8 protein-coding genes, 1 tRNA gene and 2 riboswitches are annotated in these 12403 nt (G+C 64.1%); of the genes, 2 read left to right on the top strand and 7 right to left on the bottom strand.

What is annotated here, in order from left to right; translation table 11 throughout:
• Positions 1 to 5: 5 nt before the first annotated feature.
• The 6 genes from LDZ21_RS00545 to LDZ21_RS00520 all read right to left on the bottom strand — a co-directional run bounded on the left by LDZ21_RS00545 (position 6) and on the right by LDZ21_RS00520 (position 8229).
• Positions 6 to 1124: an alginate lyase family protein gene (locus tag LDZ21_RS00545; protein WP_404980551.1), complete on the bottom strand. Its 1119-nt coding sequence runs from the start codon at positions 1122 to 1124 to the stop codon at positions 6 to 8.
• 110 nt (positions 1125 to 1234) lie between these two features.
• Positions 1235 to 4165, bottom strand: coding sequence for an aminomethyl-transferring glycine dehydrogenase (gene gcvP, locus LDZ21_RS00540; protein WP_244793805.1), 2931 nt, complete (start codon positions 4163 to 4165; stop codon positions 1235 to 1237).
• Positions 4166 to 4220: 55 nt separating this feature from the next.
• Positions 4221 to 4601: a glycine cleavage system protein GcvH gene (gcvH, locus tag LDZ21_RS00535; protein WP_035962176.1), complete on the bottom strand. Its 381-nt coding sequence runs from the start codon at positions 4599 to 4601 to the stop codon at positions 4221 to 4223.
• A gap of 64 nt (positions 4602 to 4665) precedes the next feature.
• Positions 4666 to 5790, bottom strand: a complete 1125-nt coding sequence (gcvT, locus tag LDZ21_RS00530) for a glycine cleavage system aminomethyltransferase GcvT (RefSeq protein WP_244793804.1) — start codon at positions 5788 to 5790, stop codon at positions 4666 to 4668.
• Between the two features lie 115 nt (positions 5791 to 5905).
• A riboswitch (glycine riboswitch) is annotated at positions 5906 to 6039 on the bottom strand.
• Between the two features lie 18 nt (positions 6040 to 6057).
• Positions 6058 to 6152: riboswitch (glycine riboswitch) on the bottom strand.
• A gap of 61 nt (positions 6153 to 6213) precedes the next feature.
• Positions 6214 to 7062, bottom strand: coding sequence for a hypothetical protein (locus LDZ21_RS00525; protein ID WP_244793803.1), 849 nt, complete (start codon positions 7060 to 7062; stop codon positions 6214 to 6216).
• 120 nt (positions 7063 to 7182) lie between these two features.
• Complete coding sequence (locus tag LDZ21_RS00520; RefSeq protein ID WP_244793802.1) at positions 7183 to 8229, bottom strand: oxidoreductase; 1047 nt, start codon at positions 8227 to 8229, stop codon at positions 7183 to 7185.
• Between the two features lie 228 nt (positions 8230 to 8457).
• Between LDZ21_RS00520 and LDZ21_RS00515 the strand changes: the two genes are divergently transcribed.
• On the top strand, positions 8458 to 10545 hold the full coding sequence (locus LDZ21_RS00515; protein WP_244793801.1) for a UvrD-helicase domain-containing protein: 2088 nt from the start codon (positions 8458 to 8460) through the stop codon (positions 10543 to 10545).
• Positions 10546 to 10654: 109 nt separating this feature from the next.
• On the opposite strand, the gene LDZ21_RS00510 is transcribed toward LDZ21_RS00515, so the two are convergent.
• Entirely contained in the window at positions 10655 to 11548 is an 894-nt protein-coding gene (locus LDZ21_RS00510; protein ID WP_244793800.1) for a c-type cytochrome, read from the bottom strand.
• A gap of 283 nt (positions 11549 to 11831) precedes the next feature.
• Between LDZ21_RS00510 and LDZ21_RS00505 the strand changes: the two genes are divergently transcribed.
• Positions 11832 to 11907: transfer RNA gene (locus LDZ21_RS00505), tRNA-Arg, on the top strand.
• Positions 11908 to 12403: the final 496 nt, after the last annotated feature.

The following is a 12403-nucleotide window of genomic DNA, read 5'->3' as shown; positions in this document are numbered from 1 at the left end:
AGAAATTAGCGCGCCGGCAGCGGCAAACAGACCGCGAGCCACGCGGGAGGCGTGGGCGCGAGCCGCAATGCCACCGGCGCATAGCGGCCGTCGAGACGCGCCGCCAGATGAAAGAGTTCCGCCGCGTTCTTCGGGTCCCACTGGCCCGATGAACCCGGCAGGCCGGCCTCGCGACGCTTCGCATCGAAAGGTACGGTGGAGCGCACGAATTCCTCGTGCGTTCGAGTGCCGATCGCGTACGGCGTGAGCCAGTTGAGCGCATCGGCGAGCGTCGCGCCGGTCGCCGCGCGTTCCGGCAGCCAGTTGCGGTTGTGACGCCGCGCCGCAAGCGCCGCCGTCACGAGCGGCTGTAAATCGTAGGTGACGTAGTGCAGCGCATCGCGTTCGGAGAAATCGACCGTCGATCCATCCGGCGCGATGTTGTCGCCGATATGCTCGACAAAAAGCCGCTGCGCTTCGTTGATCATCTTGCGATCGTCGATGGTGAACGCACCCATCGCCACCAGCTTCACGCGATGACTCTGCCAGTTGTTCCGATACGTCCCGGTGAGCGGACGCGGCTGCTTGTCGATATCGGTGATATAGCCCGTCACCATCTTCGCGATGAACGCGTTCGCCGCGTTGCGCGTCTTGACCGGCAGCGCGCTCGCCGTCAGGTCGTACGCGAGAATCAGCGATTCGAAGTTGGTCTCGTCGATCGGATTGAAGCTCGGCTGGTAAGTCGTCGTCCACGCGAAGAGGAAGCGATCGACCAGACGCAGATACCGTTCGTTGCCCGTGGCCCGCCACGCGAGCGCCGCATCGCGCATGAGGCCGAGATCGCCGGCAGCCTCGACGCTTTCATCGTGAATGCCCTCGTGCGGCAGCGTGCCTTCGGTGTGCAGGGTGGCGCGCGGCTTCGGCTGATCGTCGACGTGGGATTGCACCGCTTTCACGAGCGCCTTCACGCCCGGATCGGCGTGCGTGCGCTCGCTCGTCTGCATGGCGGGCGCGGCGCAGAAGTTCATCGCCGCGTATGCGCCTGGCGCGATCATCAGCGCAGCGAGCACGCCCAGCGTCGCCAGCGTTGCGTGCGTCGTCCGGAAACGGCTTGCCTCGTTCACCCTTCGCACCTTCAGCGCCATATGCACTCCCTGATTGCTTTGGTCAGGGGTGAGATGTTAGCCGTTCCCGAACGCGCCGCAAGTTCACCCGACAATGCTTTACGCTTGCGGGCGACTTGCGGCTTTCATGCTCACGCGTCCGCGTACTCCGAAATCGGCACGCACGAGCACATCAGGTTGCGATCGCCATACGCGTTGTCCGCGCGGCCGACCGGCGACCAGTACTTGCGCGTCACGAGCGACTTCACCGGATACGCAGCCTGTTCACGCGTGTACGCATGATTCCACTCGTCGGCGGTGACGACCGCGGCCGTGTGCGGCGCGTTCTTCAGCACGTTGTCTTCGCGATCGGCGCGGCCTTCCTCGACCGCGCGGATCTCTTCGCGAATGGCGATCATCGCGTCGATGAAGCGGTCCAGCTCTTCCTTCGACTCCGATTCCGTCGGCTCGACCATCAGGGTGCCGGGGACGGGGAAGCTCATCGTCGGCGCGTGGAAGCCATAGTCGATCAGGCGCTTCGCCACGTCTTCCACGGAGATGCCGCTCACTTCCTTGATCGGCCGCACATCGAGAATGCACTCGTGCGCGACCAGCCCGCCGGGGCCGCTATACAGCACCGGATAATGCGGCGCGAGGCGCTTCGCGACATAGTTCGCCGCGAGGATCGCGCTCTCGGTGGCGGCGGTGAGGCCCGTTGCGCCCATCATCGCGATGTACATCCACGAGATCGGCAGAATGGCGGCCGAGCCATACGGCGCCGACGATACCGCGCCGATGCCCGCTTCGTCGCGCTTGTAACCCGTGGAGGTCTGATTCGGCAGGAACTTCGCGAGATGCGCGCCGACCGCGACCGGACCGACGCCCGGTCCGCCGCCGCCGTGCGGAATGCAGAACGTCTTGTGCAAGTTCAGATGCGAAACATCGCCGCCAAATTGGCCCGGCGCGCAGAGGCCAACCATCGCGTTCATGTTCGCGCCGTCGACATAAACCTGACCGCCGTGCTGATGCACGATGTCGCAGATTTCGCGCACGTTGCGCTCGAACACGCCGTGCGTCGACGGATACGTGATCATGATCGCCGCGAGGTTCGCCGAATGCTTCTCGGCCTTCGCCTTGAGGTCTTCGATGTCGACGTTGCCGTTAGCATCGCACGCGACGACGACGACCTGCATGCCCGCCATCTGCGCCGACGCCGGATTCGTGCCGTGCGCGGACGCCGGGATCAGGCACACATTGCGATGCCCTTCGCCGCGCGACTCGTGATACGCATGAATGATGAGCAGGCCCGCGTACTCGCCCTGCGATCCCGCGTTCGGTTGCAGCGACACCGCCGCGTAACCCGTACACGCGACGAGCATCTGTTCGAGCTGATCGATCATCGTGCGATAACCGAGCGTCTGTTCGGCGGGCGCGAACGGATGAATCTGCGCGAACTCGGGCCACGTCACCGGCAGCATCTCGGACGTCGCGTTGAGCTTCATCGTGCAAGAGCCGAGCGGAATCATCGTGCGGTCGAGCGCGAGGTCCTTGTCGGCAAGGCTGCGCAAATAGCGCAGCATTTCGTGTTCGGAGTGGTGGCGGTTGAAGACCGGATGCGTGAGGTAATCGCTCGTGCGCTTCAGTTCGGCGGGGAGCGAGTCCTTCAGCGCCGCGTCGAGCGCGTCGATGTCGAACGTTTCGGTCTTGCCCGCGACTTCCGCGAACAAGGCGAAGAGCTTCAGCAGGTCGTCGCGCGTGGTGGTTTCATCGAGCGATACGCCTACTTGCGTGGCGCTCACTTGGCGCAGATTGATATGCGCGGCGTGCGCGGCCTGATGCAGCGCGATGGTGTTCGCGCCGCTGTCGATGGTGACCGTATCGAAGAACGTCTCGTTGGCGATCGCATAGCCGAGCTTCGCGACGCCCGCCGCGAATATCGACGCGACGCGGTTCACGCGCAGCGCGATCGCCTTGAGTCCTTGCGGGCCGTGATAGACCGCGTACATGCTCGCCATGATCGCGAGCAGCGCCTGCGCCGTGCAGACGTTCGACGTCGCCTTCTCACGGCGAATGTGCTGTTCGCGCGTTTGCAGCGCGAGACGCAGCGCGGAATTGCCTTGCGCGTCGACGGTCACGCCGACGAGACGCCCCGGCATCTGGCGCTTGAACTCGTCGCGCACGGCCATGTACGCCGCGTGCGGACCGCCGAAGCCGACCGGCACGCCGAAACGCTGCGTATTGCCGATCGCCACGTCCGCGCCCCACTCGCCCGGCGGCGTGATGAGCGTCAGCGCAAGCAGGTCCGCCGACGCGACGACATGCCCGCCCGCCGCGTGAATCGCTTCGGCCAGCGCGCGGTAGTCGCGCACGTCGCCGTTCGAGCCGGGATACTGCAGCAGCACGCCGAATGCGTTGGCGCTCGCGGCGTCGGCCGCAGGGCCGACCAGAACGTCGATGCCCGCCGGCTTCGCGCGCGTCTTCACCACTTCGATGGTCTGCGGCAGCACGTCGTCGGCGACATAGAACACGTTCGACTTCGGCTTGCCGATGCGTTGCAGCAGCGTCATCGCTTCGGCGGCGGCGGTGGCTTCATCCAGCAGCGATGCGTTCGCCATCGCGAGGCCCGTCAGGTCCATCACCATCTGCTGGAAATTGAGCAGCGCCTCGAGACGGCCTTGCGAAATCTCGGGCTGATACGGCGTGTACGCGGTGTACCACGCCGGATTTTCGAGGACGTTGCGCAGGATCACGGCCGGCGTGTGCGTGCCGTAGTAACCCTGGCCAATGAAGGTTCGAAACACCAGATTCTCGTCCGCGAGTTTGCGCAGCGACGCGAGCGCTTCCGCTTCGCTCTTCGGCTGCGTGAACGCGCCGAGCGGCAACGTCTCCTTGCGGCGGATCGTTTCGGGAATCACCGCGTCGATGAAGGCCGCGCGCGACGCGAAGCCGAGCGCGTCGAGCATCGCGCGCTGGTCGGCGTCGTCGGGGCCGATGTGCCGGCTAGCGAATGCATCGTGGCATTCGAGCGCGGCGAGTGACAAAGAGGTGCGGTTCATCAGGCGATCCGGGTGTTCGAGCTTCATGTGAATTCCTGCGAAAGCGGCCTCTTTCGTGAAACCGCTCTCGTCTGATAGAGGGTTATTCGCCGATCGACTTGCCGTAGCCTTCGGCGTCGAGCAGCTTGTCGAGACCCGCGTCGCTCGCGGGCTTGATCTTGAACAGCCAGCTTTCGTACGGCGCGCCGTTCACCTGATCGGGCGATGCCGTCAGCGCGTCGTTGGCCGCGACCACTTCGCCCGAGACCGGCGCGTAGATATCGGAGGCCGCTTTCACCGATTCGATGACCGCGATGGCGTCGCCCGCCGCCACCGACTTGCCCGCCGCCGGCAGTTCGACGAACACGATGTCGCCGAGCGCTTCCTGCGCGTGATCGGTAATGCCGACGGTCAGCGTGCCGTCGGATTCCGTGCGGACCCATTCGTGCGATTCGGTGTATTTCAGATCGGCCGGGATGCTCATTGGATGCTCCTTGCGTGGTTCGTTCGTTCGTGAAGTTTTGACTGGAGAAACGCGCGCGTCCGGCTTACTGGGGTTCGACGAGAACCTTGCCGCTGCGCACGAACGGAAGTTTTACCACGCGCGCGGGGACTTGCTTGTCGCGGATGACAACCTGCACCGTATCGCCGGGCGCGACAGCCGTCGGCACGCGAGCGAACGCAATCGACTCCTGCATCGACGGCGAGAACGTGCCGCTCGTGATTTCTCCGTCGCCGTGCGGCGTCACGACTTTTTGATGTGCGCGCAGCACGCCGCCCGCACGGCCGTTTTCTTTGATGAGCACGAGCCCGATGAAACTCGCCTTCGCGCCGTTCGCCTCGAGCGCCGCGCGGCCGACGAAGTCACGCGGCGTTTTCAGATCGACGGTCCAGGCGAGGCCCGCGTCGAGCGGCGACACGGTTTCGTCCATGTCCTGACCGTAGAGGTTCATGCCGGCTTCGAGCCGCAGCGTGTCGCGCGCGCCAAGTCCGGCCGGCTTCACGCCTGCTGCGACCAGCGCGTTCCAGAGCGCCTCGACGTGCGTCGCGGGAACGACGATTTCGAAGCCGTCCTCACCGGTATAGCCGGTGCGCGCAAGCATCAGTTCGCCGTATTCGGTGGATGGAAACGTGACTGCGTTGAACGGCTTGATGTCCTGGGTCGCGGCGCGCGTGTCCGGCAGCATTTGCCAGACCTTCTCGCGCGCGTTCGGCCCTTGCACGGCGATGATGCCGAGATCGCCGCGCGGCGTGATCGACAGGTTGAAGCCGCCTTCGGCGTTCAGCTGACCGAACCACGCGATGTCCTTGTCCGCCGTGCTCGCGTTGACGACCACGCGGAAGTTCGTTTCGGAGAAGTAGTAGACGATGAGATCGTCGATCACGCCGCCGTCGCTCTTGAGCAGGCACGAGTAGAGTGCACGGCCGGGCGTCGTCAGCTTGTCGACGTTATTGGCGATCGCGTAGCGGAAGAAATCGCGGACGGCGTCGCCCTGGAAATCGACGACGCGCATGTGAGAGACGTCGAACATGCCGGCGTCGGTGCGCACGGCGCGGTGTTCGTCGATCTGCGAACCGTAGTTGACGGGCATGTCCCAGCCGCCGAAATCAACCATGCGCGCGTTGAGCGCGAGGTGAGCGGCATGCAGGGGCGTGTGTTGGAGTGCAGTCATCGGGGCCTCGGTTCGCGAAACAAGAAAGGCCACGCAGCGCGGTTTGCCTGTGGAATGCGGCTTCGCTCGCCGCCCGATGCGGCATACGAAGCGCAACCACGATGCAGTTGCGATGCGTGACCCCTCTGTCCTCGGTACCTGAGAGATTGCGCGGACTTCGGCGTGTGCCGATGGTCCCTCGCGCGCCCCTTCGGTGGGCAACTGGCTTTTCGTTCGACGAAGCCGTTGCCGCTCTCCAGAGTACGGAGGATTCGATCCTCCGACGCGGCCGGTCCTTTTGCCTGAGAGTTTGCGGGTGTGCCCCTTCGGCGGCGCGGCGCTCGCGGTGCGTTTGCACGACGACGGCCACGCGCTCTCCCGACGCGTGCGGCAGAATTTACGCGAGACGCTGACCGATGTCAATTTGGGCAAAATGGCTCGGCGTCACGCGTACATGTGGTAATCGCTTCGCAGGCAGGCTTGGAGATCCGGAAAAGTGATGCTGCGCGAAAAGTGCGTGGCCGTTAGCACGCCCAGCCCGTACGTGTTCAGAAACTGCCCACAACGTCCGCCGCTGGGAATCACGTTCGGTATGGGCTCGAACGTTTCCAGCAGACGATTCGCCTGCAACGCTTCCGCAATCGCGAAAAAGAACGACTGATTGCCGATGTAAAGCGACGCCTTCGCGATCTGGTCGCAGACATCGAGCGCATGACGGACAGGCGCGTAATCGACGGCCAAGTCTGGAAAGCGCGCGCGAAACGCGGCAAATTCGCGCTCCAGTCCGACAAAACCGATGCGCAAGCCCAGTTGCGCAAGCACGCCATAGTCGATGGCGACGTTCACGTAACGCTCGGATCGGCTGATCAGAATGTCGTATTGAACTGACGCCGACGCATCGCTCGGCGCGAGCCAGCGGCGCGGCGACTCGGCGAATACCGCAAAGGCCTTGAAGTAATTGTCCTTGATATTGCCCTTGACCAAATCGATGGCGCCGCAACGCACGCCATCGAAGTCAATCGCTCCGGCGGGAATCTCGTGCGATGGCACGAAATGGCACCCGTCGATGTACGGCTGGATGCAAAGCAGCGGCGCGAGGAAATCGAACAGGGCGCGGCTCACCATTTGCGCGCCGCCGGTGTGCTTCATCTCCGGCGGATACGCCGTCACGTTGTCGCTCGGGACATAGACCGCGATTTTCGTCGCGCCGACGCGGCCGGCCAGCGCCTGCATCGCCGGAAGCGCATAGACGATGTCTCCGAGATGCCCGGAGTGGCTGAAATTCACAACCATGATTCGTACCCCGACGGCGTGTTCGCGCAGCTAAATGACGGGATTTTAGATGGCCGGCCCGGCCGCGTCTTGCAACATTGTGTGAATGACGAAGCGCGATTCTCAAGCGGCGGCTGCGCGTTAGACGAGCCGCGCGAACGGCATCCGCATGCCCGTTTCGGCGCTTTGCGCGGCGAGTTCAATGACCGTCATCGTATCCACCGCATCCTGTGGCGTCACCGGGAACGGCTTGCCATCCAGCACCGACGCCGCCAGCGCACGATAGAACTCCACATACGCGCCATCGCGCGTGGCGAATTCGTGGCGCAGATCGTGGTCGCCATCCACTTCGCGCAGCAAACCCGGCGGATTCTTGCCGAAGCCCGCGTCGCCGGGGCGCAGTCCGGAGCGCAACTGATCTTCCTGTACGTCGAGGCCGGTCTTCACATAGCTGCCGCGCGTGCCGTGGATCGTGAAACGCGGCGGCTCCAGCGCAGCGAGCGCGCTCGCATGCAGGACCACTTCCTTGTCCGCATAGCCGAGCACGAGATGCACGTAATCCGGCGCGTGCGCGTGATCGCGATGCGCCTTCACGAAAGCCGTCACCGTCTGCGGCGCGCCGAAAAGCGCGAGCGCCTGATCGATCAGATGCGGCCCCAGATCGAACAGCAAGCCGCCGCCGCGCGCCGCTTCCTCGCGCCAGCGTTGCGGCACTTTGGGACGGAATCGATCGAAATGCGATTCGTAATGCGTGATGCGCCCGAGCCGCCCGCTCTCGATGAGCGCGCGTGCCGTCATGAAATCGCCGTCCCAACGACGGTTGTGAAACGGCGCGAACAGCAAGCCGCGCTCGGCGGCAAGATCGGCGAGCGCGCGGGCATCCGCTGCGCTGAGCGTCACCGGCTTGTCGACGACCACGTGCTTGCCCGACGACAGCGCGCGGCGCGCGAGGTCGAAGTGCGTATCGTTGGGCGTGGCGATGACGATGCACGCGATGTCGTCGATGGCGACGAGCGCATCGAACTCGGCGACGATCTGCGCGTCGGGATAGTCGGCCTGCGCGCGCTCCGCCTGGCTCGTCGCGATGGCCGTCACGCTCGCGCGGCCGCAATGCTCGATGACGGGAGCGTGGAACGTCGCGCCAGCGAGGCCATAGCCCATCAGGCCGACTTTCAGTGCTGAACTCATTGTGGGCATCATCCTGTTCGTATCGAGCAGATATTGTGGCACGCGGCCAAACGGCGGCAACCGTAAAGCGAACGAGGGCCAAAACCCGCCGCGTTTTATCGTGTTAACATCGCGCTCTCGAATTTCCCGCGCGCATGAACAGTGTGCCGCCAGGCAAATGCTCGCAGTCCATTAGCGGCGGTGTTTTTTACCGGTTGCCGCTCGCCTCACTCTCCAAAGTCCAGAACGATGTCCGCAGGTCTCAACGCCGCACAAAGCGAAGCGGTGCGCTATCTCGATGGTCCCTGTCTCGTGCTCGCCGGCGCAGGCAGCGGCAAGACGCGCGTGATCACGCAGAAGATCGCGCATCTGATCGAAGGCCGTGGCTTCGAGCCGAAGCACATCGCCGCGCTGACCTTCACGAACAAGGCCGCGCTCGAAATGCGCGAGCGGACCGCCAAGCTCCTCGAAGGCAAGACGCTGACGACGCCCGGCAAGGAAGGCCGCAAGGTGCCGGTCAATCAGTTGACCATCTGCACGTTCCACTCGCTTGGCGTGCAGATCATGCGGCAGGAAGCGGAGCACGTCGGGCTGAAGCCGCAGTTCTCGATCATGGATTCCGACGACTGCTTCGGCATGGTTCAGGAACAGCTCGGCACCACGGACAAAGGACTCATCCGCAAGGTGCAGTCGATCATCTCGCTGTGGAAGAACGCGATGGTCTCGCCCGATCAGGCAGCCGTGCTCGCGAACAACGAGGACGAGCATCAGGCGGCGATCGTGTATCGCAGCTATGCCGCGACGCTGCACGCGTATCAGGCGCTCGATTTCGACGATCTGATCCTGCGCCCCGCGCAACTTTTCGCGGAGAACGAGCAGGTGCGCGACAAGTGGCAGAACCGCTTGCGCTATCTGCTGATCGACGAGTATCAGGACACCAACGCCTGCCAGTACGAATTGCTGAAACAGCTCGCCGGGCCGCGGGCGGCGTTCACCGCCGTCGGCGACGACGATCAGGCTATCTACGGCTGGCGCGGCGCCACGCTCGAGAACCTCGCGCAGTTGAGCACGGACTTTCCGAAGCTGCACATCGTCAAGCTGGAACAGAACTATCGCTCGACGGTGCGCATTCTGACGGCGGCGAACAACGTCATCGCCAACAATCCGAAGCTCTTCGAGAAGAAGCTGTGGTCCGAGCACGGCATGGGCGACACGATCACCGTCACCGGCTGCAACGACGAAGAGCACGAGGCCGAATCCGTCGTCTTCCGGCTCTCGGCGCACAAGTTCGAGCGGCGCGCGGCGTTCCGCGACTACGCCATTCTGTATCGCGGAAATTTTCAGGCGCGCATCTTCGAGCAGGTGCTCCGGCGCGAGCGCATCCCGTATGTGCTGTCGGGCGGGCAGTCGTTCTTCGATCGCGCGGAGATCAAGGACATCATCGCGTATTTGCGGCTGATCGCGAATCCGGACGACGATCCCGCTTTCATCCGCGCCATCACGACACCCCGGCGCGGCGTCGGCAACACGACGCTCGAAGCGCTCGGCGCGTTCGCGGGCGCAGCGAAGGTGTCGCTGTTCGAGGCGGTGTTCATGGGCGGCATCGAGGCGCGGCTGTCGGCGCGGCAAGTCGAACCGCTGCGCACCTTCTGCGAATGGATACGCCGGCTCTCGGACCGCGCCGCGCGTGATCCGGCGACCGAAGTGCTCGACGACATGATGGAAGCCATCCACTACGAAGCCTATCTCTACGATGCCTTCGACGAGCGGCAGGCGCAATCGAAGTGGCAGAACGTGCTCGAATTCTGCGAATGGCTGAAGCGCAAGGGCACGAAGCCGGAGGCATCGCCGGAAAGCGAGCAGACCGGCTACGACACCGCCGATGGCCTCGCCGACGAGGGCAAGAATCTGCTCGGGCTGATCCAGACCGTGGCGCTGATGTCGATGCTCGAAGGCAAGGACGAAGACCCGGACGCGGTGCGGCTTTCGACGGTGCATGCGTCGAAGGGGCTGGAGTATCCGCACGTGTTTCTGGTGGGCGTCGAGGAAGGCATCATGCCGCATCGCGGAAACGCGGACGACGACAGTCCGGTCGACGATGCGCGCATCGAGGAAGAGCGCCGGCTGATGTACGTGGCGATCACGCGGGCGCAGCGAAGCCTGCATCTGAACTGGTGCAAGAAGCGCAAGCGCGCGCGGGAGACGGTGGTGTGCGAGCCATCGCGCTTCATTCCGGAGATGCTGCTCGACGATGCGCCGCCGCCGACGGCGGAAGAAGCGCCGTTGTCGCCGAAGGACCGGATGGCGATGCTGAAGGCGATGTTGCAGAAGAGCTGATAACTTTCCGCATTTGACAAAAAGCCCTGCGACGCTTCAAGCGTGCGCAGGGCTTTTCATTGCGACACCGGACGACAGCAGCCGGCTCACGATACCGCTAGCCGCGACGTTACTTCGACGCGTTCACCATGTAATCGACGGCCGCTTTCACATCCGCGTCCGGTGCGTTCGATCCGCCCTTCGGCGGCATCGCGCCCTTGCCGTGGAGCGCGTAGTTGTAGACCGTTTCCATCGGCTCCTTGAGGCGCGGCGCCCAGGCGGCTTTGTCGCCGAACTTGGGCGCGTTCAGCACGCCTGCCGCGTGACACGCCTGACAGACCTGTTCGTAGAGGGCCTTGCCGGCCTGAGCGGCGTCCGCGCTTTGCGCACCCGCAGCCGGCGCGGATGCGGTTTGCGGCACCGATGCGAGCGCCGCGAGTGCGGCTGCGGCCTGTGCGTTGTCCGTCGCGCCCGATGCGCCGGACGGAGCAGACGCCGCAGCCGATGCACTTGCCGCCGCTCCCGATGCAGGTTGCGCCGGTTCCGCGAACTTCGCGCCAGCGTTGTTCGCCATGTAGACGACGGCGCGCGCGATCTCGAAGTCACTGTAATCGTCGGGACTGGCGCCGCCGCGCGGAGGCATCGCGCCTTTACCGTTGAGCGCGTTGTGCAGCAGTGTGTCGTAGCCTTCGCTGATGCGCGGGGCCCATGCGCCGGCATCGCCGACTTTGGGTGCGCCGGCTGTGCCTGTCGCGTGACAGGCGGAGCACACGGCTTTGAACACTTCTTCGCCGGTTTTGTAGACGCGGGGGGCGTTGGCGTCGCGGATATCGACTTTCGCGGCGGGCGCGACGCGCTCTTGCACCGAAGCGTCGATGTTCGTGCCCGCGCCGGTGCGCGTCGAGGTATCGACGTAAACGGCGAGCAGGATGATGATGGCGACCGGGATGCCGAACCCCGCGATGATCGCCGCGATGAGTTGGCCGGGTGTCCTGATCGGAGCTCCGTGGGGTGCTTCGCTCATGCTTGTCTCGTCTCCCGTTTTTTGATTGAGTCGGTTCAGACAGCGTGACGGCTACCGCTTCGCCCTTGCGTCGTCAAAGGCACGGTCGATTATAGACGGAACGTTTAACGGAAGGCGGCGGGGCGGCGAGGCGGGTGACGGGCGTTTACCCGCAGTTCGAGGGTGCTGGATTTTGCGTTGAAGCGCTCGCCGTGGACGGATGTTTGAAAAACAGGTATCCTCTCGGATTCGCATGAGTCTTGCTGTCGCCTTTCGGCATCCCGCAAGCAAGGCTCCCGCCGATGCGCCCGTAGCTCAATGGATAGAGTACTGCCCTCCGAAGGCAGGGGTTGCTGGTTCGATCCCAGCCGGGCGCGCCATCATCATCGCTGAAGCAGAGGTCGATCGCTTCAAGCGCGCTTCCTGAATCAAGGCTTCGTGCTACCGCTCGCTTCTCCGCTTAAACAGTCGGGCCGAGACTCAACGCGGATGCGCCTATTTGCCGTTGCCTGGCCAATGTCGCCAAAAGGCGTGCAGAATCAAGACCGCATTCAAACGAGAGAAGCAAGGGTTGCTGCCGACTGCCGACTACGGCATCTTGGCGGCGGGAAGTGCATCGCATTCCCCTGGCTCTTTTTGCAACTTGCTTACCGCTACGCAACCGACAGTAGCCCGGACTGGGCTCACGCTGCCTGAGCTTCGACAATCGCGGCGTTGAGAGCAGTCTGCTGCCTGAATCATCTGTCGCGTTGAGCCGGGTCTGGGTCAATCTCGCGAGCAAAAGCGCGGCTCTCGATACTCAGCCGCTACCGCAGTCATCGCCCATGAAAGCTTAAGGCTCACTCCTCGCAGATCAGCCAAGCCCACGCGGCAAGA

It is taken from the genome of Caballeronia grimmiae, from assembly GCF_022879615.1.
GTDB classification, from domain to species: domain Bacteria; phylum Pseudomonadota; class Gammaproteobacteria; order Burkholderiales; family Burkholderiaceae; genus Caballeronia; species Caballeronia grimmiae.
Note: the sequence above shows the minus strand (reverse complement) of the source record. Positions and strands in the feature narration are given on the sequence as shown.